The sequence below is a fragment of the Streptomyces sp. NPDC033180 genome, from assembly GCF_055577645.1.
This window is the reverse complement of the sequence record NZ_JBVIPU010000009.1, coordinates 30138-54729: the sequence shown is the minus strand read 5'-3', so window position 1 is coordinate 54729 and position 24592 is coordinate 30138. Positions and strand designations below refer to the sequence as shown.

33 protein-coding genes are annotated in these 24592 nt (G+C 70.5%); 20 read left to right on the top strand and 13 right to left on the bottom strand.

Annotated elements, in window-relative coordinates; all coding sequences use genetic code 11:
- From ACZ5WE_RS23710 to ACZ5WE_RS23680, 7 genes are read left to right on the top strand one after another with little or no spacing between them, the layout of a single operon-like run.
- On the top strand, positions 1 to 261 hold the full coding sequence (locus tag ACZ5WE_RS23710; RefSeq protein ID WP_467691944.1) for a gas vesicle protein GvpG: 261 nt from the start codon (positions 1 to 3) through the stop codon (positions 259 to 261).
- Positions 261 to 938: a DNA primase gene (locus tag ACZ5WE_RS23705; RefSeq protein WP_467692330.1), complete on the top strand. Its 678-nt coding sequence runs from the start codon at positions 261 to 263 to the stop codon at positions 936 to 938. The genes ACZ5WE_RS23710 and ACZ5WE_RS23705 overlap by 1 nt, the downstream gene beginning before the upstream one ends.
- Entirely contained in the window at positions 931 to 2058 is a 1128-nt protein-coding gene (locus ACZ5WE_RS23700; RefSeq protein WP_467691943.1) for an SRPBCC family protein, read from the top strand. The genes ACZ5WE_RS23705 and ACZ5WE_RS23700 overlap by 8 nt, the downstream gene beginning before the upstream one ends.
- Positions 2055 to 2477: a gas vesicle protein gene (locus ACZ5WE_RS23695; protein ID WP_467691942.1), complete on the top strand. Its 423-nt coding sequence runs from the start codon at positions 2055 to 2057 to the stop codon at positions 2475 to 2477. The genes ACZ5WE_RS23700 and ACZ5WE_RS23695 overlap by 4 nt, the downstream gene beginning before the upstream one ends.
- Positions 2474 to 3286, top strand: a complete 813-nt coding sequence (locus ACZ5WE_RS23690) for a GvpL/GvpF family gas vesicle protein (RefSeq protein WP_467691940.1) — start codon at positions 2474 to 2476, stop codon at positions 3284 to 3286. The genes ACZ5WE_RS23695 and ACZ5WE_RS23690 overlap by 4 nt, the downstream gene beginning before the upstream one ends.
- Positions 3283 to 3471: a gas vesicle protein gene (locus tag ACZ5WE_RS23685; protein WP_367047438.1), complete on the top strand. Its 189-nt coding sequence runs from the start codon at positions 3283 to 3285 to the stop codon at positions 3469 to 3471. Before ACZ5WE_RS23690 ends, ACZ5WE_RS23685 begins: the two co-directional genes overlap by 4 nt.
- A complete protein-coding gene (locus ACZ5WE_RS23680) occupies positions 3468 to 3785 on the top strand; it encodes a gas vesicle protein K (RefSeq protein ID WP_467691938.1) in 318 nt (105 codons plus the stop codon). Before ACZ5WE_RS23685 ends, ACZ5WE_RS23680 begins: the two co-directional genes overlap by 4 nt.
- Here ACZ5WE_RS23680 and ACZ5WE_RS23675 read toward each other — a convergent pair.
- Together ACZ5WE_RS23675 and ACZ5WE_RS23670 are read right to left on the bottom strand one after the other, a co-directional pair.
- Complete coding sequence (locus tag ACZ5WE_RS23675; protein ID WP_467691937.1) at positions 3782 to 4333, bottom strand: type 1 glutamine amidotransferase domain-containing protein; 552 nt, start codon at positions 4331 to 4333, stop codon at positions 3782 to 3784. The genes ACZ5WE_RS23680 and ACZ5WE_RS23675 overlap by 4 nt on opposite strands.
- 66 nt (positions 4334 to 4399) lie before the next feature.
- On the bottom strand, positions 4400 to 5872 hold the full coding sequence (locus ACZ5WE_RS23670) for an aminotransferase class I/II-fold pyridoxal phosphate-dependent enzyme (protein ID WP_467691936.1): 1473 nt from the start codon (positions 5870 to 5872) through the stop codon (positions 4400 to 4402).
- Between the two features lie 75 nt (positions 5873 to 5947).
- On the opposite strand from ACZ5WE_RS23670, the gene ACZ5WE_RS23665 reads away from it, so the two are divergent.
- Positions 5948 to 6955 (top strand): Ppx/GppA family phosphatase, encoded by a 1008-nt coding sequence (locus ACZ5WE_RS23665; RefSeq protein ID WP_467691935.1) that lies wholly within the window; start codon positions 5948 to 5950, stop codon positions 6953 to 6955.
- A 16-nt stretch (positions 6956 to 6971) separates the two neighbouring features.
- Here the strand turns inward: ACZ5WE_RS23665 and ACZ5WE_RS23660 are convergent, their stop codons facing one another.
- Positions 6972 to 7247: a WhiB family transcriptional regulator gene (locus tag ACZ5WE_RS23660; RefSeq protein ID WP_467691933.1), complete on the bottom strand. Its 276-nt coding sequence runs from the start codon at positions 7245 to 7247 to the stop codon at positions 6972 to 6974.
- 77 nt (positions 7248 to 7324) lie between these two features.
- Positions 7325 to 7771: an ANTAR domain-containing protein gene (locus ACZ5WE_RS23655; protein ID WP_467691931.1), complete on the bottom strand. Its 447-nt coding sequence runs from the start codon at positions 7769 to 7771 to the stop codon at positions 7325 to 7327.
- A gap of 133 nt (positions 7772 to 7904) precedes the next feature.
- Here ACZ5WE_RS23655 and ACZ5WE_RS23650 point away from each other — a divergent pair, with 133 nt between their 5' ends.
- Positions 7905 to 8276 (top strand): helix-turn-helix transcriptional regulator, encoded by a 372-nt coding sequence (locus ACZ5WE_RS23650; RefSeq protein ID WP_467691930.1) that lies wholly within the window; start codon positions 7905 to 7907, stop codon positions 8274 to 8276.
- 627 nt (positions 8277 to 8903) lie between these two features.
- Positions 8904 to 9191, top strand: a complete 288-nt coding sequence (locus ACZ5WE_RS23645) for a type II toxin-antitoxin system Phd/YefM family antitoxin (RefSeq protein WP_467691928.1) — start codon at positions 8904 to 8906, stop codon at positions 9189 to 9191.
- An 84-nt stretch (positions 9192 to 9275) separates the two neighbouring features.
- Here ACZ5WE_RS23645 and ACZ5WE_RS23640 read toward each other — a convergent pair whose 3' ends face one another.
- The gene (locus ACZ5WE_RS23640; RefSeq protein WP_467691927.1) at positions 9276 to 9440 is read right to left on the bottom strand and encodes a hypothetical protein; all 165 of its coding nucleotides are present in this window, start codon (positions 9438 to 9440) and stop codon (positions 9276 to 9278) included.
- 50 nt (positions 9441 to 9490) lie between these two features.
- On the opposite strand from ACZ5WE_RS23640, the gene ACZ5WE_RS23635 reads away from it, so the two are divergent.
- From ACZ5WE_RS23635 to ACZ5WE_RS23600, 8 genes are all read left to right on the top strand, one after another.
- The gene (locus tag ACZ5WE_RS23635) at positions 9491 to 9910 is read left to right on the top strand and encodes a TetR family transcriptional regulator C-terminal domain-containing protein (protein ID WP_467691925.1); all 420 of its coding nucleotides are present in this window, start codon (positions 9491 to 9493) and stop codon (positions 9908 to 9910) included.
- Between the two features lie 112 nt (positions 9911 to 10022).
- Positions 10023 to 10325, top strand: a complete 303-nt coding sequence (locus ACZ5WE_RS23630; RefSeq protein WP_467692328.1) for an urease subunit gamma — start codon at positions 10023 to 10025, stop codon at positions 10323 to 10325.
- 14 nt (positions 10326 to 10339) lie between these two features.
- Positions 10340 to 10717, top strand: a complete 378-nt coding sequence (locus tag ACZ5WE_RS23625) for an urease subunit beta (protein ID WP_467691923.1) — start codon at positions 10340 to 10342, stop codon at positions 10715 to 10717.
- Entirely contained in the window at positions 10710 to 12431 is a 1722-nt protein-coding gene (locus ACZ5WE_RS23620) for an urease subunit alpha (RefSeq protein WP_467691922.1), read from the top strand. The genes ACZ5WE_RS23625 and ACZ5WE_RS23620 overlap by 8 nt, the downstream gene beginning before the upstream one ends.
- Before the next feature lie 31 nt (positions 12432 to 12462).
- Positions 12463 to 13137 carry an urease accessory protein UreF gene (locus ACZ5WE_RS23615; protein ID WP_467691920.1) on the top strand — a complete coding sequence of 225 codons (675 nt, stop codon included), beginning with the start codon at positions 12463 to 12465 and terminating at the stop codon, positions 13135 to 13137.
- 110 nt (positions 13138 to 13247) lie between these two features.
- Positions 13248 to 13931 carry an urease accessory protein UreG gene (ureG, locus tag ACZ5WE_RS23610; protein ID WP_467691919.1) on the top strand — a complete coding sequence of 228 codons (684 nt, stop codon included), beginning with the start codon at positions 13248 to 13250 and terminating at the stop codon, positions 13929 to 13931.
- Positions 13928 to 14701 (top strand): urease accessory protein UreD, encoded by a 774-nt coding sequence (locus ACZ5WE_RS23605; RefSeq protein WP_467691917.1) that lies wholly within the window; start codon positions 13928 to 13930, stop codon positions 14699 to 14701. The genes ureG and ACZ5WE_RS23605 overlap by 4 nt, the downstream gene beginning before the upstream one ends.
- A gap of 151 nt (positions 14702 to 14852) precedes the next feature.
- Positions 14853 to 16457 (top strand): alpha/beta hydrolase, encoded by a 1605-nt coding sequence (locus tag ACZ5WE_RS23600; RefSeq protein WP_467691915.1) that lies wholly within the window; start codon positions 14853 to 14855, stop codon positions 16455 to 16457.
- Positions 16458 to 16538: 81 nt separating this feature from the next.
- On the opposite strand, the gene ACZ5WE_RS23595 is transcribed toward ACZ5WE_RS23600, so the two are convergent.
- Together ACZ5WE_RS23595 and ACZ5WE_RS23590 are read right to left on the bottom strand one after the other, a co-directional pair.
- A complete protein-coding gene (locus tag ACZ5WE_RS23595) occupies positions 16539 to 17048 on the bottom strand; it encodes a YbaK/EbsC family protein (RefSeq protein WP_467691913.1) in 510 nt (169 codons plus the stop codon).
- A gap of 23 nt (positions 17049 to 17071) precedes the next feature.
- Positions 17072 to 17800, bottom strand: coding sequence for a lysophospholipid acyltransferase family protein (locus ACZ5WE_RS23590; RefSeq protein WP_467691911.1), 729 nt, complete (start codon positions 17798 to 17800; stop codon positions 17072 to 17074).
- Positions 17801 to 18087: 287 nt separating this feature from the next.
- Here ACZ5WE_RS23590 and ACZ5WE_RS23585 point away from each other — a divergent pair, with 287 nt between their 5' ends.
- Positions 18088 to 18504, top strand: coding sequence for an SSI family serine proteinase inhibitor (locus ACZ5WE_RS23585; RefSeq protein WP_467691909.1), 417 nt, complete (start codon positions 18088 to 18090; stop codon positions 18502 to 18504).
- A 64-nt stretch (positions 18505 to 18568) separates the two neighbouring features.
- Here ACZ5WE_RS23585 and ACZ5WE_RS23580 read toward each other — a convergent pair whose 3' ends face one another.
- The 5 genes from ACZ5WE_RS23580 to ACZ5WE_RS23560 all read right to left on the bottom strand — a co-directional run bounded on the left by ACZ5WE_RS23580 (position 18569) and on the right by ACZ5WE_RS23560 (position 23145).
- Positions 18569 to 18730, bottom strand: a complete 162-nt coding sequence (locus ACZ5WE_RS23580) for a hypothetical protein (RefSeq protein WP_467691907.1) — start codon at positions 18728 to 18730, stop codon at positions 18569 to 18571.
- 85 nt (positions 18731 to 18815) lie between these two features.
- Positions 18816 to 19766, bottom strand: a complete 951-nt coding sequence (locus ACZ5WE_RS23575; RefSeq protein WP_467691905.1) for a cytochrome c oxidase assembly protein — start codon at positions 19764 to 19766, stop codon at positions 18816 to 18818.
- Positions 19767 to 19968: 202 nt separating this feature from the next.
- Positions 19969 to 20994: a 6-phosphofructokinase gene (locus ACZ5WE_RS23570; RefSeq protein WP_467691904.1), complete on the bottom strand. Its 1026-nt coding sequence runs from the start codon at positions 20992 to 20994 to the stop codon at positions 19969 to 19971.
- Positions 20995 to 21137: 143 nt separating this feature from the next.
- A complete protein-coding gene (locus ACZ5WE_RS23565) occupies positions 21138 to 21866 on the bottom strand; it encodes a type 1 glutamine amidotransferase (RefSeq protein WP_467691902.1) in 729 nt (242 codons plus the stop codon).
- A gap of 40 nt (positions 21867 to 21906) precedes the next feature.
- Positions 21907 to 23145 carry a MurT ligase domain-containing protein gene (locus ACZ5WE_RS23560; protein ID WP_344519320.1) on the bottom strand — a complete coding sequence of 413 codons (1239 nt, stop codon included), beginning with the start codon at positions 23143 to 23145 and terminating at the stop codon, positions 21907 to 21909.
- 142 nt (positions 23146 to 23287) lie between these two features.
- On the opposite strand from ACZ5WE_RS23560, the gene def reads away from it, so the two are divergent.
- Positions 23288 to 23827 carry a peptide deformylase gene (gene def / locus ACZ5WE_RS23555; protein ID WP_467691901.1) on the top strand — a complete coding sequence of 180 codons (540 nt, stop codon included), beginning with the start codon at positions 23288 to 23290 and terminating at the stop codon, positions 23825 to 23827.
- 31 nt (positions 23828 to 23858) lie between these two features.
- Here def and ACZ5WE_RS23550 read toward each other — a convergent pair whose 3' ends face one another.
- A complete protein-coding gene (locus tag ACZ5WE_RS23550) occupies positions 23859 to 24506 on the bottom strand; it encodes a TetR/AcrR family transcriptional regulator (RefSeq protein ID WP_363207121.1) in 648 nt (215 codons plus the stop codon).
- Positions 24507 to 24592: the final 86 nt, after the last annotated feature.

Sequence of the window (24592 nt, the reverse complement as noted above, 5' to 3'; positions counted from 1 at the left end):
ATGGGTCTGATCGGCGAAGTACTGATGCTGCCGTTCGCCCCGGTGCGCGGCGGCCTCTGGGCGGTGAGCCAGGTACTCGCCGAGGCCGAGCGGCTGTACTACGACCCGGCCACCGTCCGGTCCGAACTCGCCCTTCTCGAGCAGCGGCTCGAGTCGGGCGAGCTCGGAGAGGAGGAATTCGACCGCTTGGAGGACGAGTTGCTCGACCGACTGGAAATTGGCCTGCGCGGCGGCGCGGGAACCGACAACGGGACCACATGATGAATCGACTGGGAATGGGCCTCGCCGTAGGGGCTGGATACGTCCTCGGGCGTACGAAGAAGATGAAGCTGGCGTTCGCGGTCGGCACCATGGTGGCCGGCAAGCGGATGAACCTGAGCCCGCGTGCCCTGGGCGATCTTCTGTCGCAACAGCTGCAGAACAACCCGCAGTTCAAGGAGATAGGCGACCAGCTGCGCGGGGACCTGCGCGGCGTGGGCAAGGCCGCCACCGGGGCGCTGGTCGAGCGGCAGATCTCGGGACTTGCCGACCGGCTGCACGGTCGGACGGCGGATGTGCGCGACCAGCTCGCGGGCGTGAAGCCGGACATGCCGGGTCGCGGTCGCGATGAGGACTCGGAAGAGCCCGACGACGCGTACGAGGAGTACGACGACGAGGACGAGCAAGGCCGTCGGGACGAGCGGGACCGTGAGGAGTCCGTGGACGAGGAGTCCGAGGAGGAGCCCGACGAAAGGCCGCGGTCGAGGAAGCAGGCTCCCGCGAAGAAGGCCGCCCCGAAGAAGGCGGCGGCCAAGAAGAGCACCGCAAGGAAGACGGCGGCGCAGAAGAGCCCTGCGAAGAAGGCGGCGAAGAAGGCCCCCGCCCGGGCCGCGGCGAAGAGCTCCGCGCGCCGCGCCACCGGGGCCCGGCTGCCGAAGGAGGGGGGCCGCGATGAGTGACACCCTGAAGTCCGGGACGGACAAGGCGAAGGACAATCCGCTCGCCGGCATCGCGCAGAGCGAGGCCGCCGACCGGCTGAAGGCAGAGGTCCAGGAGTATCTCGGCGCCCAGGCCCAGCGGCTGCTCGTCGGTGTGGGCCACAAGCTCGGCGAGACGACGGGCAAGCTCAACGACATCGCCGAGGGCAACAGTCCTGGCTTCGCCAAGCTCGCCCTCGACGGCGGCCGCAAGATGGCCGAGGGTAAGGGGCCGCTGCGGTCCGCCGTGGAGGTCGGCGCAGGCCGGGCCAAGGACAGTGTGATCGGTGCCTTCAAGAACATGACCGGAGGCAAGGGCCGCCGCAAGGGCGGGGCAGGCAAGAAGCCCACGGTCATCATGGAGTTCATCGACGTGGGCGTGCCGCTGCGCACGGCGTACGACCAGTGGACCCAGTACCAGGATTTCAGCACCTTCGCCAAGGGCGTCAAGAGCGCGAACCGCGCCGACGACACCACCTCCGACTGGCAGGCCAAGGTCTTCTGGTCCAACCGGAGTTGGAAGGCACACACCACCGAACAGGTCGCGGACGACCGGATCGCGTGGACCTCGGAGGGTGCGAAGGGCACGACGAAGGGTGTCGTCTCCTTCCACTCGCTGGCCGAGAACCTCACGCGCGTCCTGCTGGTCCTGGAGTACTACCCGCAGGGTCTCTTCGAGAAGACGGGCAACATCTGGCGCGCTCAGGGCCGCCGGGCCCGGCTCGACCTGAAGAACTTCGCGCGGTTCATCACCATCAAGGGTGAGGCGGAGGACGGCTGGCGCGGTGAGATCCGCGACGGCGAAGTCGTCCACAGCCACGAGGACGCGCTCGCGGAGGAGCAGGAGCAGGCCGAGGGCGAAGCGGAGGACGTCGCGGAGGACGAGTACGAGCGCGATGACGAGGGGCAGCCTGAAGAGTCCTACGAGGACGAAGAGGAGCAGCCCGAGGAGTCCTACGAGGACGAGGAAGACGAGGGCGAGGACGAAGCGAAGTTCGAGGAGGACGAGGACGAGGGCGAGGCGAAGTATGACGAGGATGACGAGGGAGTAGAGGACGAGAAGTACGAAGAAGAGCCCGCGACGAGCGGGAGTCGCCGATGACCATGCCCAGCCGGATGCCGGAGCCGTATGGACAGGGCGGCGGTGCGAACCTCGCCGACATCCTGGAGCGCGTGCTCGACAAGGGGATCGTGATCGCCGGTGACATCCGGATCAACCTGCTCGACATCGAACTGCTCACCATCAAGCTGCGGCTGATCGTCGCCTCCGTCGACAAGGCGAAGGAGATGGGGATCGACTGGTGGGAGGACGACCCCGCGCTGTCCACCCGGGCGCGTCGCGACGAACTCACGCGTGAGAACGCCGAGTTGCGTGCCCATGTCGCCGAACTGGAGCAGGGCAGGACGGGCGAGGCGGAGCGAGGCAGGACGAGGAGCGACAAGTCGGAGCAGAGCAAGACAGCGCAGAGCAAGACGGAGCAGAGCAAGACAGCGCAGAGCAAGGCGGAGGAAAGCACATGAGTGGACTGCGGTACGTCTACGCGATCTGCCGGCCCTTCGACGCGGCGCTCCAGGCGCAGGTGACCGGAGTGGACGGCGTGCCCCCCGGTCAGCTGTCCCACCACGGCCTGATCGCGGTGGTCGGCACCGTGCAGGAGCGGGACTTCGCCGAGGAATCGCTCCGGCGCCATCTGGAGGACCTGGACTGGCTGAGCGCGACCGCACGTGCCCACCAGGCCGTGATCGACGCGCTCACCGCGGTAACCACGCCGCTGCCGCTGCGGCTGGCGACCGTGTTCCGTGACGACGCCGGGGTGCGCGCCATGATGGAGGCGCGGGAGGACTCCTTCCGGCGCACGCTCGACCGGCTCGACGGCCGCGTGGAATGGGGCGTCAAGATCTACTCCGACGCGCAGGCCGCACGCCCGGCGGCCGAGCCGGAGAAGCCCGCGTCGGGCCGGGATTACCTGCGCCAGCGGCGACAGCGCAACAGGGCGCACGAAGAGATGTGGGAGAGCGCGGAGAAGTTCGCGCACCGGCTGCACGACACGCTCTGCGAGCGGGCGGAGGACGCCCGGCTGCACGCCCCTCAGAACTCCGCGCTCTCCAAGGAATCGGGCCGCAACGTACACAATGCGGCCTATCTGGTGTCACGTGCGGACTCGGAGGCCTTCGTGGAACTGGTGGAAGGCGTGCAGGGCCAGGATCCCGGCATGCGCGTGGAGCTCACCGGACCGTGGGCCGCGTACTCCTTCGCCGGCGTGGAGGCTGAGGTGGAGGCCGGAGGGGGCGACACGGCCGACGGCCTGGCGGGGGAGGTGGGACCGTGACCGTCATCGAACGCCGGGAGGTCGCCCTGGTAGACCTGCTCGACCGGCTCCTCGCGGGCGGGGTCGTCATCTCCGGGGACCTCACTCTGCGCATCGCGGACGTCGATCTCGTCCGCATCGACCTGAACGCGCTCATCAGCTCGGTGAACGAGCAAGTTCCCTCGCCCTTCGAGGAGTTGCTGTGAGTGAGCGCGAGCGCGAGCAGGGGCAGGAGCGGGCAGCAGGGAAGAACCGCTTGGAGCTCGAACCGGACACCGTGGAACGCGACCTGATCAAGCTCGTCCTGACCGTCGTGGAACTGCTGCGCCAGCTCATGGAGCGGCAGGCCGTGCGCCGGTTCGACACCGGGGAGCTCGACGAGGACCAGGAGGAGCGCATCGGGCTCACGCTGATGCTCCTTGACGACCGCATGGCCGAGCTGCGCGAGCGCTACGGCCTGCGGCCCGAGGACCTGAATCTGGACCTCGGGCCGCTGGGGCCGCTGCTTCCGAGGGATTAGCCGCCGGAAGCGGCCGACTTCGCGAACTCCTTCATGAACGCGTCGCAGAACGCCTTCAGGTCGTCCGGCTTGCGGCTGGTGATCAGCGTGTTGGGTCCGTCGTGGCATACCTTCACCTGCTCGTCGACCCAGGTGCCGCCCGCGTTGCGGATGTCCGTACGGACGCTCGGGAACGAGGTGAGCCCCCGTCCCGACACGACGTCCGCCTCGACGAGGATCCACGGGGCGTGGCAGATCGCGGCCACCGGACGGCCGGTGTCGAAGAAGCCGCGTACGAAGGACACGGCCCCCTCGTCGAGGCGCAGCGCGTCAGGATTGGCCACGCCGCCCGGAAGGACGAGGCCGTCGAAGGAATCGGGCGACACCTCGCCGACGACCTTGTCCACGGGAAACGTGTCGGCCTTGTCGAGATGGTCGAAGGCCTGGATGCGGCCCGGCTCCGTCGACACGAGGACGGGCTCGCCGCCCGCGTCGGTCACCGCCTTCCAGGGGTCGGTGAGTTCGATCTGCTCGACGCCCTCGGGCGCCATCAGAAATGCGATACGCATGGTTGCTCACTTTCTTTGTCGGGGTCTGTTGCCCGGTTTCTTTGTTGGGATTTGTTGCCCGGCGGACTAGCGGGCCGTGTCCCGCACGACCCGCACGGTGTCGAGGCCGGGGTCCGCGGCGTCCGGCAGGTTCATCCCGGCCGTCTTCCCGGTGCGCAGATAGCGCAGCACCGGCTCGGTGAGACGTTCGCCGGGCAGGGCCGCGGGGATGCCCGGTGGGTACGGCGTCAGCATCTCGGCCGCCACGCGCCCCGCCGCCTCGGCCACCGGCACGTCGACAGTGGGCCCGAAGTAGGCGTCGCGGGGCAGATCGACCTGGGCAAGCCGCAGCGCGGTGGGGGAGGGGACCTCCACCTCCGGTACCGGACGCAGTCCGGGAGCGGCGTGGGCCAGGGCGCGTAGGGAGGCCAGGAGTTCGTCCGTCGTCTCCCGGTCGTCGGCGTGGGTGAGCTGGGTGCTGATGCGGCGGTGGTCGGCCAGGTGAGCCTCGACCGAGCGGTGCTCGCGCAGCCAGTCCGCGGCCCGGAATCCCGAGGTGCCCAACCCGCTCACGTCGATGACGACCGGCAGCGGGTCGAAGTCGGCGGCGGGCCCGCAGAAGTCGTCGCGGTCGTTCACATGCAGCCCGTCGATCTCCTCGATCGCGGCCCGGACGTCGGCCGCCAGATCCAGGGCGGCCCCCATCAGCTCCTTGCCGCGCAGAGCCATCTGGCGGCGCCAGCCGTCGAGGCCGGCGTAGATGAGCACGGACGGGCTCGTGGTGCCGAACAGGTCCGCCCGGGACTTCAGCACCGTCGGGTCGATCAGCTCGCCCTGGAGATGGAAGACGGAACCCTGCTCCAGGCCGCTGCCCATCTTGTGGATGCTGGTCACACAGATGTCGGCGCCCGCGTCCATCGCCCAGGACGGCAGGTCGGGGTGGAACGGCAGATGCGCGCCCCAGGCCTCGTCCACGATGAGCGGCCGGGAGCGGCGGTGGCAGACATCCGCGATGCCCCGCAGGTCGGCGCAGCTGCCGTACGGAGTGGGGCTGGTGACCAGGGCGCCCTTCGCGTCGGGATGGGCGGTGAACGCCTCGGCGTAGGCCTCGGCCGTTGGAGGGTGTGCCAGATGCCGCTCGGGGTCCCAGGAGGGATCGACCCAGACCGGCCGGATCCCGGAGAGGACCAGCGCCGATACGACGGACTTGTGCGCGTCGCGCCCGATGAGCAGTTTCTCGTGCGGGCCCGCGGCCGAGAGCATCGCCGCCTTGACCGACAGGGAGCTGCCGCACGTGGAGAAGAAGGTGTGCGACGCGTGCACGGCGTCGGCCATCAGCCGCTCGGCCCGTTCGAGGACCTGGCCGCGGCCTAGACGGTCGTCGAGGCTCCCGGAGGCGAGGAGGTCGCCGTGAAAGACGGCGTCGCCCAGCACCTCACGCACCAGTGGATCGGCGCCCCGGGCCTGTTTGTGGCCCGGGGGCGTGAAAGCGATGCGGCCCTGTCTGCGGTGGTCGGCCAGGGCTTCGAGTACGGGGGCTCGGGCGTGATCGACGGTCATGGATCACGAGTTCCCTGGTCCCCTCAAGGTCAATCAGAGTGACTGAGCTCAGGCCAGTTGGGTACTCAGAGTCACATGCGGATGAGTGTGATGGACGTGGGGTCGAATGCGGTCCGGCTGGTCGTGGTGGACGCGGAGGACGGTGTGCCGTTGCCGGTCCACACCGCCAAGTGGAAGGTGAGACTCTCTGAGGAGGTCGGCCCGAGCGGGGTGATCCCCGAAGACTCGCTGGGGCAGCTTGTCACGGCGGTGGCCGAGGCGGCCGGGACCGCCCGGAGATGGGGGGCGGCGGAGCCCCTCGCCTTCGCCACGACGGTCGTCCGCAGCGCGCCCAACCGGCTGGACGTGCTGGAGACGATCGGCGAGGAGACCGGCGTACGGCTGTGCACGCTGCCCGGAGAGGTGGAGGCCGAACTCACCTTCCTCGGCGCCCGACGGTGGATGGGCTGGCGGGCCGGGCCGCTGGCCCTGTTCGACATCGGCGGCGGCTCGCTGGAGGTCGCCTTCGGACGCGGACGGCTGCCGGACTACGTGGCCTCGCTGCCCCTCGGCGCGCGCCGGCTGACCCGGGAGTTCTTCGACGGCGAGGACCCGCCGACCGAACAGAGCGTGAAGGCGCTGCGGCGCAAGGTGCGTCACCAGCTGCGGGACGTCGCCGCACGCATCCGCTGGGAGGGGCCGCGCACCGCCGTGGCGACGTCCCGGACGTTTCAGCAGCTTGCCCGGCTCGGTGGCGCCGCCCCTGGCCGCCACGGGCCTTTCATGGCACGGCAGTTGAGCCGGGCGGACCTGCGCCACTGCCGTGACCGGCTCGCCGCCCTGCCGGCCGCCGAGCGTGCCGACCTGCCGGGGGTCTCGGCGCCGCGGGCCGCGCAGAGCCTGGCCGGGGCGATCGTGGGGCACACGGCGATGAAGCTGACGGGCGTCAAGACGGTCACCCTCTGTCCCTGGGCCATCCGTGAAGGCGTGCTCCTGCGCCACATGGAGGACGGCGGGGCGTGGTGGGCGGAGTTCAGCCAGGGCGAGGCCGCTGTGCGCGCCGCCCACCCGGTGCCGCTGCGGATCGCGGCCCTGGGGCACTGAGCCCCGCGGCGCTGAATCAGTGCTCCGCGGCGCTGGGACGGGCGCGAGGCGTGCCGGTGCCGACGCTCTGCCGTCGGCGCAGCGCCGCACGCTCCTCCGCGTTGGTCCCGCCCCAGACGCCGTGGGCCTGGCCGCTGTCGAGGGCCCAGGCGAGGCAGGGCCGTAGCACAGGACAGCGCACGCAGATCCGTTTGGCGGCCAGCTCCTCGCGCAGCGCGGAGCCGGCCGCGCTGACGGCGAAGAACAGGTCGGGGTCGGCTCGCGCGCAGAGCGCGCCTGTCATCCACTCCATCAACGCCTCACCTCGGGGGTGGAGTTCACCCCCTCCCGGCCGGGTCCGGTCCGGACGAGGAGGAGGCCCCGTCAGGCTCATTCCTCCTCGGTACTCGCTGCCGCAGGTGCCACCCGAAGCTGGGCGATCGCCGTGGCCAATTGCTGTCGGAACGCCTTCGGGATCTTCCCTCCCGTGACGGCACTGACCAGTTCGTCGGACACGAGATGCAGCTTGGTGTTCGTGTTCTGGGAGATCGAGACCAGCACGCTCCACGCGTCATCGGCGCTCAGGCCGAAGGAGGCCATCAGGATTCCGCGCGCCATGTCGATGACGGGACGCGTCTCCATGGCCCGCCGCAGCTGACCGAGTTCGACGCGCGGGTCCTGCTCGGCGGCGGCGTCCGACACGGCCACCAGGTCACCGTCGAGGGGAGGTTCGATCGGCAGCAGTTGCCCTTCGCCCTCGCCCGGCGGGTACGAGGACATGAAGCGCGTGGCTGCACTGTCCTCCGCGAGCTGAGTGGGAAGTGCACGTTCTGTCATGGCGGCCACTCCGTAGGCGTCCTGGCGTCATCACCTCACCCAGCGTCGGGCGGAGGAGGCACACACGTCAAGAGATACCTGAAATGTTGTTCGCCCTTTTGGATGCGCGAATCAAACGCCCTATCTTGGAGTGATGGCTGCAGTACCTGAACCCCACAGCGGTTGGACCTTCCTCACCAACCACGCACGTGTGCTGGCCGCGATCGCTGACGACCCTGCCACGCGCATTCGGGACATCGCCGCTCGCTGCCGGCTCACCGAGCGGGCCGTGCAGAAGATCGTTTCCGATCTGGAGGAGGGCGGTTATCTCTCCCACACGCGTCAAGGGCGCTCCAACACGTATCGCATCGAAACGGGGACCATCCTGCGTCACCCCGCCGAGTCCGGGCTCGCCGTCGCGGAACTCCTCTCGCTCCTCGCCCAGCACGACGTCGACCACGCCGAAGGGGCGCGGCAGTTGGAGTCCTCGCCGTCGCGCGCACGCCGCCCGGAATCCGGCCGGTGACCGGCGAGGTACGGATCAACTCGCCAGCGGCGGCAGCACCTTGGTGCGGTGGAAGTCGAAGAACCCTCCGTTCGCGGGCCTGCTCGAAGTGGGTCGGCGGGGGCAGGAGTCGGGCGAGCTCCCCGGGGAGCTGCTCGTGGGCCCGGAGTGCCGATGATCCCGTCCTCGATCCGGCCCGCGAGCTCGGCGGCATCGGGGCCGAAGGCGGAAACGTCGATGGGCACCGGTTCATCGTTGACGGTGGCCGCGAAGTGCGCGGGGATACGCCTGCCAGGCCGCCGTTCCCCCCGGAATCGGCCGCCCGGCGGGTCCCTCGCCGGGCGGCCGGTGGCGGGCTCACTGCCGAACCCTCCCGGGAGCGGTTGGGCGGCGTGCCGCCACTTCCCCAGTACCGGGCTCGGTCCGGTCCAAACGGCTCCACGGCCCCGTGCACGCCCCCACCTCTGACCCGTCCGCGGCCAATGCCACCTCCGTCGCCCGAATCTCGGCAGGGATGCACTCCAGGTCCTGGCGATCGGTGACGACCGCGGCACCTCAAGGCGGGGAGCGGCCTGTGCCCCTCTGACCTGCGACGGATCCGGTTCGCGGGTCGAATGGCCATGCCGGGCGCCGGTTAAGCTGGGGAGCATGGCCTACGAGATTCCGGTGACGCAAGCCCGAGCAGAGCTCGCCGACCTGATCAACCGCGTCGTGTACGGCGGTGAGCGAGTGGTCGTCACCCGTCATGGCAAGCCGCTCGTGGCCCTCGTCTCCGCTGCGGACCTGGAACGACTCGAGGCGTTGCCGTCAGCGGACGAGGAAGGGGTGGTCAGCTCCGTCTCGTCGTTGCGCTCCACGTCGTCCCCGGCGCCCGGCGCGGGCGAACGGCAGCGTTTCGGCATCGCCGCCGAGCACCGCGGCCCCGACACGGCGTAGCCGTAAGGCAATTGAGCACCTGAATGGCCGTACGCCCCCGTCCGCTACAGCGGGGGCGTACGGCTGTCTCCGTGTGCTGCGGGGTCAGGCGACCGGCGCCGCTTCCCTCACCGTCGGCGCGTCGTCGCGTGCCGGGTCGGCAGGGCGGCGGCGGAGCGCGCCGAGCAGCACGCCCGTCAGGCCGAGCAGGGCCCAGGCGGCGAGGGTGAGAAGCGGCCCCGTGACGCGCGCGCCGTCGAAGAAGGACACCGAGCGCAGCAGGGAGCCTCCGGCACCCGGCGGCAGCAACGCTGGCCCAGGTGCTCGGCCGCAGGACCGGCGTGCGGGAGGGGGAGGCCCCGTACTTCCCGCGTCTGATCGTCCAGGTGTGGGCGGAGACCCTGCGCAACGAGGAGCTCGCGGCCGTGATGAACGAGGGATACGCGAAGGTGCGCGTGGCCTGGGTGAAGATCGTCGAGGGGTATCAGGCGGCGGGCATGATACGGGACGACATCCCGGCCGACCATGTCGCGCGAGTGATGGTCGCCGCGGCCCAGGGGTTCGCCGCGCAGCTGGCGCTGTTCGACGAGGTCCCGGTCGAGGCGCTGCAGGGCGGTCTGCGGGGTCTGATGAGTATGGGGCAGCCCAGCTGCTGGTCATGGAGCGGTCAAGCGCTGGTTAACCTCGTTGAAACTCCTCCCAACTACCCTGCCATGCCACGCCACCAGGGGATTTCGTAGCCGGGGTGCGCGCGATCCAGCGCGTTGCCTGTGTGTTACATCTATATCCGTCGCGGTGGCCGCGGCAGCCGGACCCCGCACGGTCCGGAGCGAGGACTGTGAGGTGGGACGCGTGCAACTGACCCCGCACGAGCAGGAGAGACTGCTCATCCATGTGGCCGCGGACGTGGCCGAGAAGCGAAGGGCGCGGGGGCTGCAGCTCAATCACCCCGAGGCGATCGCGCTCATCACGTCCCACATCCTCGAAGGCGCCCGTGACGGCCGCACCGTCTCCGAACTCATGTCGTCGGGGCGCAAGGTGCTCACCCGTGACGACGTCATGAGCGGCATCCCGGAGATGATCCACGACGTCCAGGTCGAGGCCACCTTCCCGGACGGCACCAAGCTCGTCACCGTCCACGACCCGATCGTCTGACGGGGGACGGCCAGATGAGTTCCGCGCAGAGCCCCACACAGCTCGCCACACAGCTCGCCCCGCAGCTCGCCACAGGGCCCCTCGTGCCCGGCGAGATCCTCTTCGCCGACGAGCCCGTCGCCTACAACGCGGGCCGTGAAGTCACCGCCCTCACCGTCCTCAACGCCGCCGACCGTCCCGTCCAGGTCGGCTCCCACTACCACTTCGCCGAGGCCAACCCCGGTCTCGACTTCGACCGCGCCGCCGCGCACGGCAAGCGGCTCAACATCGCCGCAGGCACCGCCGTGCGCTTCGAGCCCGGAATCCCCGTCGACGTCGAACTCGTCCCCCTGGCCGGTCTGCGCATCGTGCCAGGGCTGCGCGGCGAGACCGGAGGCCCTCTCGATGCCTGAGCTGTCCCGCGCCGCGTACGCCGACCTGTTCGGCCCCACCACGGGCGACCGGATCCGGCTCGCCGACACCGATCTCCTCGTCGAGATCGAGGAGGACCGCTCCGGCGGCCCCGGACGCTCCGGCGACGAGTCGGTCTTCGGCGGCGGCAAGGTCATCCGCGAGTCGATGGGCCAGTCGCGCACGACGCGCGCCGAAGGAGCCCCCGACACCGTCATCACCGGCGCTGTGATCATCGACCACTGGGGCATAGTCAAGGCCGACATCGGCATACGGGACGGCCGCATCACCGGCATCGGCAAGTCCGGCAACCCGGACACGATGGACGGCGTACACCCCGATCTCGTGATCGGCCCGGAGACCGAAGTCCTCGCGGGCAACGGCAAGATCCTCACCGCGGGCGGCATCGACACCCACATCCACTTCATCTCGCCGACCATCGTCGACGAGGCGCTCGCCTCCGGTGTCACCACCCTCATCGGCGGCGGCACGGGGCCGGCCGAAGGCAGCAAGGCGACCACGATCACGCCCGGCTCCTGGCACCTGGCCCGAATGTTCGCGGCGATGGAGTCGAGCCCCGTCAACATCGGCTTCCTCGGCAAGGGCAACACGGTCTCCAGCGAGTCCATGCACGCCCAACTGCGGGCCGGAGCCGTCAGCTTCAAGATCCATGAGGACTGGGGCGCGACCCCCGCCACCATCGACGCGTGCCTGAACGTCTGCGAGGACACCGGCGCCCAGCTCGCCGTCCACACCGACACCCTCAACGAAGCGGGCTTCATCGACGCCACCTTCGGCGCCGTCGCGGGCCGCACCCTGCACGCCTTCCACGTCGAGGGCGCGGGCGGTGGGCACGCACCGGACATGATCACGGCGGTGTCGCTGCCGAACATGCTGCCGAGCTCCACCAACCCGACCCGGCCGCACACCGTCAACACCGTCGAGGAACACCTCGACATGCTGATGGTCTGTCACCACCTCAACCCCGCGGTCCCCGAGGACCTCGCCTTCGCCGAGTCGCGCATCCGGCCCACCACCATCGGGGCCGAGGACATCCTGCACGACATCGGCGCCATCTCGATCATGTCGTCGGACTCGCAGGCCATGGGGCGCATCGGCGAGGTCGTCATGCGTACCTGGCAGACCGCGCACGTGATGAAGCGGCGGCGTGGCTTCCTGCCGGGCGACACCCGCGCCGACAACCGGCGCGCACGTCGCTATGTCGCCAAGTACACGATCAACGCCGCGATCGCGCAGGGCGTCGACCACGAGATCGGCTCGGTCGAGAGCGGCAAGCTCGCCGACCTGGTGCTGTGGGACCCCGCGTTCTTCGGCGTCAAGCCCCAGCTGGTCATCAAGGGCGGGCAGATCGCGTACGCGCAGATGGGCGACGCCAACGCCTCCATCCCCACGCCGCAGCCGGTGCTCCCGCGGCCCATGTTCGGCGCCCGCGGGGCGGCGCCGGGGCTCAACTCCGTCAACTTCGTGACGCAGTCGGCGCTGGACGACGGCCTGCCGGAACGGCTCGGCCTGGCCAAGGAGTTCACCGCGATCCGCTCCACACGCGGGCGCTCCAAGGCGGACATGCGCGAGAACGACGCCCTGCCGCGGGTGGAGGTCGCTCCCGACAGCTTCGCCGTCACCATCGACGGCGAGCTCGTCGAGCCGTCACCCGCTGCCGAACTTCCGCTCGCGCAGCGGTACTTCCTCTTCTGATGGGCGGTTGTTCTGATGCCGGTCGACCGTCATGTCTAGCGCCGCGCTGCTCGTCCTTGCCGACGGCCGGTTCCCCGCCGGAGGGCACGCCCACTCCGGCGGGGCCGAGGAAGCTGTCAAAGCGGGACGGATCACCGGCGCCGCGAACCTGGCGGAATTCTGCCGGGGGCGGCTGCACACGACGGGCCTCGTCTCCGCCTCGCTGGCGGCGGCCGCCGCGCTCGGGCTCGATCCGCTGGATCTTGACGAGGCCGCCGACGCGCGGACGCCGTCGGCCGCGCTGCGGGTCGCGGGGCGGCGCCTCGGGCGGCAGATGATGCGGGCCGCCCGAGCCGCGTGGCCCGACCCCTCGCTGGACCAGCTGGCCGCGGCCCGGCCGAAGGGGGCGCACCAGCCCGTCGTGCTCGGCCTTGCCGCGCGGGCGGCGGGACTAGGCGCCGAGGACGCCGCGTACTGCTCCGCGTACGAGTGCGTCAGCGGGCCCGCGACGGCGACCGTGCGGCTGCTGAGCCTGGACCCGTTCGACGCGACGGGGGTGCTTGCCCGGCTCGCGCCTGAGCTCGACCTCGTCGCGCGGGCGGCGGCGGAGGCGGGCCTCGCGGCCCTGGCAGACGGGGTCGACGCATTGCCCGCGGCTTCAGCTCCGCTGTTGGAGGTCGGGGCCGAGGCGCATGCGGCATGGCCGGCGCGGCTGTTCGCGTCGTAGGGGCGGTTCTTCTCCCCGCACCCACCCCTTCCCGAAGCTGGTGCTCCGCCCCAGACCCGCTCCTCGAACGCCGGAGGGGCTATCCATCCGTGAACCACTGGAGTCGCAAAATGCACCTCGATCACTCCCACGACGAGTCCACCGCCGTGAGCGCCGACGCCCACCGCCCCGACGGGCGCCGCCGCGCCCTGCGGATCGGGCTCGGCGGGCCGGTCGGATCCGGCAAGACCGCCACCGTCGCCGCGCTCTGCAAGGAGCTGCGGGCCGAGCTGTCCCTGGCCGTCGTCACGAATGACATCTACACGCGCGAGGACGCCGAGTTCCTGCTGCGCGAGGCCGTGCTTCCGCCCGAGCGGATCACCGCCGTGGAGACCGGCGCGTGCCCGCACACCGCGATCCGAGACGACATCTCCGCCAACCTGGAGGCCGTGGAGGACCTGGAGGACGAGACGGGCCCGCTGGACCTCATCCTCGTCGAGTCCGGCGGGGACAACCTCACCGCCACCTTCTCCAAGGGACTCGTCGACGCGCAGATCTTCGTCATCGACGTCGCCGGCGGCGACGACATCCCGCGCAAGGGCGGCCCCGGCGTCAGCACCGCCGACCTCCTGGTCGTCAACAAGACCGACCTCGCCCCGCACGTCGGCTCCGACCTCGCCCGCATGGCCGCGGACGCCAAGGCCCAGCGCGCCGAACTTCCGGTCGTCTTCCAGTCGTTGAGGTCGGACGACGGCGTCGGACCCGTCGCCGCCTGGGTGCGCGCCCAGTACGCCGCCTGGACCGCGTCCGCATGAGTACGCAGACCGTCCCCGCATCGGGGGTGCGGGGCACCGCCCGCATCACCGCGCGAGGCGACGGGCGGGGCGGCACCGTCCTGCCCGTGCTCGACGGGGAAGGGCAGCTCGCCCCGCGCCGTACCCGGTCGGCGGGAAAGGGCGCGCACGTCACCCTCGTCGGAGCGATGAGCGGCCCTCTCGGGGGTGACCACCTGAGGGTCGAGGCCGCCGCCCACGACGGGGCCCGGCTGCACATCGGTTCGGCCGCCGCCACGCTCGCCCTGCCGGGCCAGTCGAAGGCGGCGGCGCGCTACGACGTGCGGCTCACCGTCGGTGACGACGCGGAACTGTGCTGGCTGCCGGAGCAGTTGATCTCCGTACGCGACAGCGATCTGCGGGTGACCACGCGGGCCGAGCTCTCCGGGAGCGCGCGCCTGGTGCTGCGGGAGGAGCAGGTGCTCGGGCGGACCGGCGAGGACGCGGGACGCCTGAGCAGCCGCCTCACCGTGCGCCGGGCGGGGCGGCTCCTCCTCGATCAGGAACTCTCCTGCGGGCCCGGATCGCCCGGCGGATGGGACGGTCCGGCCGTCCTTGCGGGGCATCGTGCGGTCGGTCAACTCGTCGTCGTACGACCGGAGTTCGAGCAGGATCGGCCCGCGCCCGCGCTCCTCGGCGACGGCGCCGCGCTCACTCCGCTCGCCGGGCCCGCCGTGCTCGTCACCGCCGTCGCCCCCGACGCGCTGCGGGTCCGCCGCGCCCTCGACGGGGCGCTGCGCACACTCACGTGAACAGGGGCATAACCGCTCAGCGGGGTTCCCGGCACCGTCTATCGGATTGGTAAAGAAACCCCTGCCCGGTCTGTCGCACTGAACCCGATGACCGACAGGATCCTCCTACTGTTCGAAAATCGACAGGTAAATCGACAGGGGGAGGAACCAGTTGAGACGCACCACAGCATTCGGCGCCGCGGGCACGCTCATCACGGGCTCGCTCATAGCGGGCGCGATCATGGCGCCCGTCGCCAATGCCGACGCTCGCGGGGGCAGCGGCAGCGCTGACGCCCGCCAGCGCACCAGCGCGGAGGCACGCGGTGTCGCGCTCGCGGCGCAGCGTGCCGCCAAGGCCGGCATCGACTGGCAGGCGTGCCCTGCGGACTGGGGTCTGGAGAAGGCCGTCACGTGCGGCTGGGTGACCGTTCCGGTCGATTACGCCAAGCCCAACGGCAAGAAGATCAAGCTCGCCGTGGACCACATCGGCAACACCGGGACGAAGAAGGAGCGCCAGGGCGCGCTCGTCTACAACCCCGGCGGCCCCGGCGGTTCCGGGCTCCGCTTCCCCAACCGCGTGGCCACCAAGGCCAAGCTCTGGGAGAAGACGGCGAAGGCCTACGACTTCGTGGGCTTCGACCCGCGCGGTGTGGGCCACTCGGCGCCCATCTCCTGCGTGGACCCGCAGGAGTTCGTCAAGGCCCCCAAGCTCGACCCGGTGCCGGACTCCGAGGCGGACAAGCGCGCCCAGCGCAAGCTCGCCGCCGAGTACGCGGCCGGCTGCGCCGAGCGCAGCGGCGACATGCTGCCGCACATGACGACGCCGAACACCGCGCGTGACCTGGACGTCATCCGGGCCGCGCTCGGCGAGAAGAAGCTGAACTTCCTCGGCGTCTCCTACGGCACCTACCTCGGCGCGGTCTACGGGACGCTGTTCCCGACGCACGTGCGCCGCATGGTCGTCGACTCGGTGGTCAACCCCTCGAAGAAGAAGATCTGGTACGAGGCCAACCTCGACCAGGACATCGCCTTCGAGATCCGCCTCAAGGACTGGATGAAGTGGGTCGCCAAGTACGACGCCACCTTCCACCTCGGGGACACCGCGGGGAAGGTCGCCAAGAACTGGGACAAGCTCCGTGCCGCCGCGAAGAAGGAACCCCTGGGCGGAGTGGTCGGCCCCGCCGAGCTCATCGCCTACTTCCAGAGCGCTCCGTACTACGACTCCGCCTGGGTGGAGATCGCGACGAACTTCGGCAAGTACGTCGCCGGTGACGCCAAGCCGCTGATCGAGGCAGCCAGCCCCGACCTTTCGGACACCGCGGGCAACATCGCGTCGGAGAACGGCAACGCCGTCTACACGGCCGTCGAGTGCGCGGACGCCAAGTGGCCCACCAGCTGGAAGAAGTGGGACCGCGACAACACCCGCATCCACCGCGACAACCCGTTCATGACGTGGTCCAACGCCTGGATGAACCTGCCCTGCGCGACCTGGAAGAGCAAGCAGCACGAGCCGGTCGAGGTCAAGACCGGCAAGGGCCTGCCGCCCGTCCTCATCGCGCAGTCGACCCGCGACGCGGCCACCCCGTACGAGGGTGCCGTCGAGCTGCACAAGCGGTTCAAGGGCTCGCGTCTGATCACGGAGAAGGACGCCGGCTCGCACGGCATCACGAACCTGGTCAACCCGTGCCTCAACGACCGTGTCGACACCTACCTCCTGACGGGCAAGGTGGACAGCAAGGACGTGACGTGCGCACCGCACGCCACGCCCAAGCCGTGACGGTCCGCCCATAGGCAGTCGTCGGGCACCTGAGCAAGGGGCGACCGGGAAACCCCGGTCGCCCCTTCGCTGTGCCGCCCCCTATACCGCCTGCTGCTCTACCGCCTGCTGCGCGATCTCGGCCGTACGCGGCTCGGCGATCGCCTCGTAGTCCGCGGTGCGCAGGGCCAGCGAACGGTCCAGTCGCGCAGCGTTGAAGAACAGCTCGTCATGCGCGAGCAGCGCCGGATCCACGACCAGTTCGAGCTCGGCGTCGAAGGAGAACGGCAGGATCGTGCCGCTCACGCTGCCCGCGAGCCGCTCGGCGGCTTCCTGCGTCGCGAAGCCCGCGTACGTACCGCCGAGAAGCTGCTTGACCGCGTTCAGATCGACGCGCCGGTCGCCGGGCACCACCGCGAGCACGTACCGCTTCGTCTTCTTGCCGATCTTCACCATCACCACGATGCACTTGGCCGCCTGCTGGAGGGTGTTGCCCCGCAGCGCGCTCACCGCCTCCGTGGCGCCCTCCTCCTCGTGCTCGATGACGCGGTACGCCGCGCCCCGTTCGTCGAGAAGCCCGATCAGCTTGGTGTACAGGCCGTGTCCGCTCATGGGTACGACCGTACGTCACAGCATCAACTCAGCGGCATCCGGGGGAACTTCCGCCGGTTCGCCGCGGCGGCGCGCTCCGCCTCCTCCGCCTTCACGACCGCTGCGTACTTGTCGACGTACTCCTGCCCGGAGAGCCCGAGGATGGCGTACATGATCTCGTCCGTGACCGCGCGCAGGACCGCCTTCTCGTTCTCCATGCCCGCGTAGCGCGAGAAGTCGAGCGGTGCGCCGAAGCGGATGGACACACGTCGGAAGTTCGGCAGTTTCTGGCCCGGCGGCTGAGCCTCGAACGTGCCGATCATCGCGCACGGGATCACCGGCACCTGCGCCTTGAGCGCCATCGCGGCGACACCGACCTTCCCCTTGTAGAGGCGCCCGTCGTGCGACCGTGTGCCCTCCGGATAGATGCCGAGCAGCTCCCCCTTGCTCAGCACCCCGAGGCCCTCGCGGATCGCGGCACGGCCCGCCTCCTTGCCGGAGCGGTCCACCGGGATCTGTCCGGCGCTGCGGAAGAACGTGGCCGTCAGGCGGCCCCTGATGCCGGGTCCCGTGAAGTACTCGGCCTTCGCCAGGAAAGTGATCCGCCGCTTGATGATGGCGGGCATCAGAAAGTGGTCCGAGAACGAGAGGTGGTTGCCCGCCACGATCGCCGCACCCGATTCCGGTACATGCTCGAGCCCCTCGATGCGCGGCCGGAACATGAGCCGCAGCAGCGGCCCCAGGACGACGTACTTGAGCAGGTAGTAGAACACCCATTGCTCCTTGACATAGGTGGACCGGCCTGGGTGCTGCGTCGTCGCAGGTCACGGGTCCTCGCGCAGCGGTCAGTTTAGGTGCGCCGTCCCGACGGGAGAAGGGACCGAGGCCGGGTGCCTCGGTCCCTTCGCGCACCTGTGCGGTCCGGCCGACGGGACGTCCGTCCGGGGGGTGCGCGGGACTCGTCCGGGTGACCGTGCGGCGTGTCGTCCGCGCGGGCGGTGGGTGCGGGGGTGGCCTGGGCTCTCTCCGACGCAGTACGTCACCGTCACAGGAGGACCCCATGAGGTCTCGTCCCACGTCCCGCCTGCGCCCGGCCGCGGCCACCGCCGCCGCGCTGCTCTCCCTCGCCGTGGCCGCGCCCGCCCAAGCCGCCGACGAATCGGCCCCCGAGCGGCCGAGCGGCGTCTTCCTCACCGTCACCGGACAGGACAACGCCTGGGTCCGCGGGGTGCTGCTCGACTGCGTGACCCAGCGGCCCGTGCACCATCCGCACGCGGCCGAGGCCTGCGCGGCGATCGACGCCGCGGGCGGGGACTTCGCCGCGCTGCCCGCGAAGTCGGGGACCTGCACCAAGCAGTACGCCCCGGTCACCGTGAGCGCGACGGGGCTTCACCGCGGCAAGCCGGTCCGCTGGCACAAGAAGTACGGCAACGCCTGCGAGATGGAGTACTCGACGGGCGCCGTCTTCCGCTTCTGACGGGCGCCCTCGACACTTCGCCGAGGCGCCGCCCCCGCACCTTTCCTCGACCCCGCGCGGCGCCTCAGGGGGTGCTGCGCGAGAGCACCATCGCCAGCGTGAGCATCCCGACGACGACCCAGCCGAACCACAGCCAGCCGTTGCTTCCGAGCGCGACCGAGTACGCGGTCACCGCGACCAAGCCTCCGATGGTGAATACACCCATCGTCTTCGTAGAATCAGGCATCGTCCTGCCTCCTCCCGGCAGCCCCGACGCCTCGACGCCAAGACCGCGGCCTGAGACCATCCTGACCCGCGAAGACCCTTTGCCGCTAGCGCCCGCGCGCGGCCAGTGATGCCAGATAGGCGTTGTACGCCTCCAGCTCCTTGTCACCGTCACGGTCGGCGGCCCGGTCCGTACGCCGTGCCTGGCGCTGTTCGGAGCGGTACCACTGGAAGAGCAGCGCGAGCAGCACGAGCACCGAGGGCACCTCACTGAACGCCCAGGCGATGCCGCCCGCGGCGGTCTGATCAGCGAGTGCGTCGATGCCCAGGGAAGAAGGCGGATTCTTGTACGTACCGACCATCGGCTCGGACGCCATCATCAGCGCGATGCCGAAGAACGCGTGGAAGGGCATGCCCGCGAACAGCTCCAGCATCCGCATGATGTAGCCGGGCCGGTGCGGACCCGGGTCGACGCCCATGATCGGCCAGAAAAAGACGAGGCCGACCGCGAGGAAGTGCACCATCATGCCGATGTGACCCGCCTTGGATCCCATCAGAGTGTCGAAGAGCGGGGTGAAGTACAGCGCGTACAGGCTCGCGATGAACAGCGGGATCGTGAACGCGGGGTGCGTGATGATCTTCATGTAGCGGCTCTGCAGGATCCACAGCAGCCACTCGCGTGGGCCCTTGTGTCCGCGGGCAGCGACCGGCAGCGCACGCAGAGCGAGGGTGATCGGAGCGCCCATCAGGATCAGGATCGGCGAGAGCATGCTGATGATCATGTGCTGCACCATGTGCACGCTGAACATGACCATGCCGTAGTCGTTCAGCTTGGTGCACATCACGAGCAGGATGGTCAGCACGCCCGCCACGAAGGAGATCGTGCGGCCGACCGGCCACTTGTCACCGCGTCGTACGAGCCGGACCACGCCCCAGCCGTAGAGCGCGAGGGCCACCAGGCAGCCGATGAGGAAGAAGGGGTCGGCCGAGAGTTCGAGCCCGCGCCCCAGCGTGAACGGCGGCAGATCCATGTTCATGCCGTGCCCGCTGTGATCCATCCACTGGCTCCTGATTCGTGCGGTTGTGCGCTGTGTGTCCGCACCAGACTAGAACGGCCCCCGGACGCATCGGCGTCCGGGGGCCGTTCGCGCCCGAAGGAGCGCGGGGCTGTATCGATGTGCGGCTCCACCGCGTGGGCGCGACCAGCCACGACGCACCCGCAGGTGCGTGACGGCCGGGTGCGGTTCAGCCAGCGCAGCGTTACAGCACGCACTCCGCCTCTGCGTACCGCTCGTCCGGCACCGTCTTCAGTGTCTCGACGGCCTCGGCGAGCGGGACCATCGTGATGTCGGTGCCGCGCAGCGCCGTCATCTTGCCGAACTCCCCGCGGTGCACGGCCTCCACGGCGTGCCAGCCGAAGCGCGTGGCGAGCACACGGTCGTACGCGGTGGGGGTGCCGCCGCGCTGGACGTGCCCGAGGATCACCGGGCGTGCCTCCTTGCCCAGGCGCTGCTCCAGCTCGATGGAGAGTTGGCGGGCGATGCCGGCGAACCGCTCGTGGCCGTACATGTCCTTGATGCCCTCGTCGAACTCCATCGAGCCCTCACGGGGCTTGGCACCCTCGGCGGCCACGACGATCGCGAACTTCTTGCCGGCGGAGAACCGTTCGCCGACCTTCCGCGTGAGTTCCTCGATGTCGAAGGGACGTTCCGGCACGACGATCGCGTGCGCGCCCGCGGCCATGCCCGAGTGCAGCGCGATCCAGCCGGTGTGCCGGCCCATGACCTCGACGATCAGGACCCGCTGGTGCGACTCGGCGGTCGTCTTGAGGCGGTCGAGGGCCTCGGTCGCCACGCCGACCGCGGTGTCGAAGCCGAACGTCACGTCGGTGACCGCGATGTCGTTGTCGATCGTCTTGGGCACCCCGACGATCGGCAGACCCGCGTCCGAAAGGAGCCGGGCCGCCTTCAGCGTGCCTTCGCCGCCGATCGGGATGACCGCGTCGAGGCCGAGGTCGGCGAGGTGGCCCTTGGCCCGCTCGACGCCGCCGCGCAGCTGGGCGGGCTGGACACGCGAGGAGCCGAGAATCGTTCCGCCACGCGCCAGAATGCCGCCCACCGCGTCCAGGTCGAGCTTGCGGTAGTCGCATTCGAGCAGGCCACGCCAGCCGTCGTGGAAGCCGATGACCTCGTCGCCGTGATCGACGACGGCGCGGTGCACGACCGAACGGATGACGGCATTCAGACCGGGGCAGTCGCCGCCGGAGGTGAGGACACCAATGCGCATAGCCCGGGAAACCTTTGCAACGTGGGCCGAAGTCCGGACCACGTCGTCCGGCTGGAACCCCGCCACCCTATAGGCGACAGGGGGCGGGGCCGCACCGGGCGTCCGACTGCTGGACTGTGCCGCTCACCTGTGCGGCGGGGGCTTCAGGCGGGCTGCTGCGCGGCGTTCATCCGCTCGGCGCGCAGCGCCTCGTACCAGCGGTCGTCCGTCGGCGGCAGCGCGTTCACGTCGAGGGCCAGCTTCAGGAGCAGGTCCGCGATCAGCGGGTTGCGGGCCAGGACGGGGCCGTGCATGTACGTGCCGAAGACGGTGCCGTTGTACGCGCCCTCGGTGCCGTCGCCCGTGCCGTTGCCCCGGCCGAGCGTGACGCGTGCGAGCGGCCGCGCGGACGGGCCGATGTGCGTGATGCCCTGGTGGTTCTCGAAGCCGGTCAGCGGGGGCAGGCCCAGCTGCGGGTCGATGTCGCCGAGGACGTCGCCGACGCAGCGGTCGCCCTCGCCGCGGGTGGAGATCACGTCGAGCAGGCCGAGGCCCGGCTCGCGCTGGCCGAGGTCGTTGATGAACTCGTTGCCCAGGATCTGGTAGCCCGCGCACACCGAGAAGACGATCGCGCCGTTGCCCACGGCCCGCTGCAGTCCGCCGTCGCGGCGCAGCCGCTCGGCCGCGAGGCGCTGCGGGCGGTCCTCACCGCCGCCGATCAGGTAGATGTCTCCGGAGGTGGGCACCGGCTGGTCGCTGCGCACGTCGTAGCGCTCGACCTGGAGGCCGCGCTGGTGGGCGCGGCGCTCCACGACCAGGGCGTTGCCCTGGTCTCCGTACGTGCTGAGCAGGTCGGGGTAGACCCACACCAGCCGCAGGCTGTTGTCGCTCATGCTCATTCGTCCCTACGAGGGTCTAGAGGGTCCGGTGGGGTCAGTTGCCGACGCGGCGGCGCAGGTCCTGGAACGCGGTGTAGTTCGCGATCGTCTCGATCCGGCCGGGCGGCGCCAGCTGCACGGCCTCGTCGAGGGACTCGCAGACCCGGAAGTCGAGGCCGGCGACCTCAAGACGCACGGCGAGGTCCAGCTTGCGGTCGCCGAGCACGAAGATCGGGTGTCCGGCAAGACGGGTGTAGTCCACGTCCCACAGCCAGGAGGTGTCGGTGCCGTCGGCGCCACGGGCGTTGACGGAGAGCACCACCGGGGTGGGCGGCGGGTCGATCAGCGAAAACGTCTCGAGCCAGCCCGCGGGGTTCTTCGCGAGCAGCAGGCGCAGATCGCGTCCCTGGAACTGCACGACGTCATAGCGTCCGGCGACGGCCTGCACCTGGTACATCCGTTCCAGGGCGACCTGCGGCGGCACGCCGAAGACGGCGGCGACGGCGGCCGACGTGGTCGCGTTCGCCTTGTTCGCCCGGCCCGGAAGCTGCAGATGGATCGGCCAGGCCGAGCCGTGCGGGTCCAGGACGTGGTCGCCGGAGAGCACCCAGCTGGGCGCGGGGCGGCGGAAGCCGCACTCGCCGCAGAACCAGTCGTCCCCGGGGCGCTGCATCACACCGCCGCAGGAGGGGCACGACCAGGCGTCGTCCTTCCACTCCTGGCCGGCGGCCACCCACACGACGTTCGGGGACGAGGACGCGGCCCAGACGACCAGCGGGTCGTCCGCGTTCGCGATCACGACCGCCTTGGATCCCGCCAGGCCCTCGCGCCAGTTCTCCGCCATCATGCGGGTCTCGGCGGCACGGTCCAGCTGGTCGCGCGAGAGGTTCAGGAGCGCGATCGCCTTCGGCTCCACGTCACGGGCGACACCGGCGAGGTACTTCTCGTCGACCTCGATGACGCCGAACCTGGCGTCCGAGCCGCCGGCGAGGGCCGATGTGATGCCCGCCGGCATGTTCGCGCCCAGGGCGTTCGACACCACGGGCCCGCTGGCGCGCAGCGCCTCCGCGAGCAGCCGGGTCGTGGTCGTCTTGCCGTTCGTGGCGGAGACGAGCACCACGTCCAGGTGCGTGGCGAGACGCCCGAGCAGGTCGGGGTCGAGCTTGAGCGATACGCGGCCGCCGATCACCGATCCGCTGCCGCGGCCCGCCGCGCGCGACACCGCCGCGGCCGCCTTGCCCGCCGTCACGGCCAGCTTGGCCCGCGGCGACAGCGGGTCCGTGTTGCCTGCCATCAGTTCTGGATCCTCCTTGCGTACGGCGCCGCGCCTGCCCCCGGCAACGCGATGAACCTCAGCCTATCGAGATCCATTGTCAAGGCCGAACCGCGGCACCACCCCGACCCCGGGGCTTTGCAAGGACCGTACCCTTGCGGCCATGCGAAGCGGCTCGATCCCGGGCGCCTCAGGGCGCGTACGACCCCTGACCCTCCTCGGTGACCCCGTGCTGCACAAGCCCTGTGAGGAGGTCACCGACTTCGACCCCGAACTGGCCCGGCTCATCGAGGACATGTACGCCACGATGTATGCGGCCCAGGGCGTGGGTCTGGCGGCCAACCAGATCGGCGTGAGCCGACGCGTGTTCGTGTACGACTGCCCGGACGACGACGATGTGCGTCACCTCGGGTACGTGGTGAACCCGCGCCTCGTCGAGGCGGACGGGGTCAGCGTGCGCGGCCCCGAGGGCTGTCTGTCGCTGCCGGGCCTCGAAGCGAGCACCCCGCGCTTCGACCACGCCGTGGTCGAGGGCGTCACCATGCTCGGCGAGCCGGTGCGGGTGCACGGGACCGGCTGGTTCGCGCGCTGCCTGCAGCACGAGTGCGACCACGTGGAGGGCGGCGTCTACACCGATCACGTCACGGGCTGGCGGCGGCGCAGGGTGCTGCGGGCCGCAGCGAAGGCGTCCTGGAGCAGCTGACTTCGCGCGGTCGGCCGGTCCGACGAGGTTCTCAGAAGCCGGGGCCGCCGACGCGGTCGCCCGCCGCGGCGAGCCGCCCCCACAGCAGGTCGGCCAGGCTGCTGACCAACTCCGCGCGCGGGCAGGGCCGTTCGCCCAGCCACCAGTCGCCTGCCGCGTGCATCATGCCGACGATGCCGTGCCCCCACACGCGCGCGAGCTGCGCGCTGCCGGGACCGAGGTCGACGCGCTCCTCTATGACCTGCGCGAGCTCCTCGCCCATGCGGCGAAGGACGGGGGCCGAGTGCAGGCCCACGTCGAAGCCCTGGTCACCGGGGGCGGCGGCGTCCGAGGGGTGCATGAGGAAGCGGTAGACCTGCGGGCGGGCCTCGATCGCCGCGAGGTAGGTGTCCAGGGTCTGTTCGACCCGCTCCCGGCGCTCGGCCGGGGCGTCCAGGGCGGCGCGCAGCGCTTCGAGGAGCGCGTCGGTGTGCCGCTTGGCGAGTGCGGCGTACAGTCCGCCCTTGTCGCCGAAGTGCCGGTACAGGATCGGCTTGGTGATGCCGGCCTCCGCGGCGATGGCGTTCATCGAGGCGCCGGGCCCGTCGCGCAGCACCACCCGGTCGGCGGCCTCCAGCAACTCGCGGCGCCGGCGCTCGGCAGACCGCTGCTGATCGGTCTGCTGTGTGGTGGTCTCCATAGCGTTTCTCTCCCCGCCCGTGCGATTGCGCCCCGCACGCGCAACGTAACACCCCGCGCGCGGTGCCGATCGAACGGGCGGCCGGG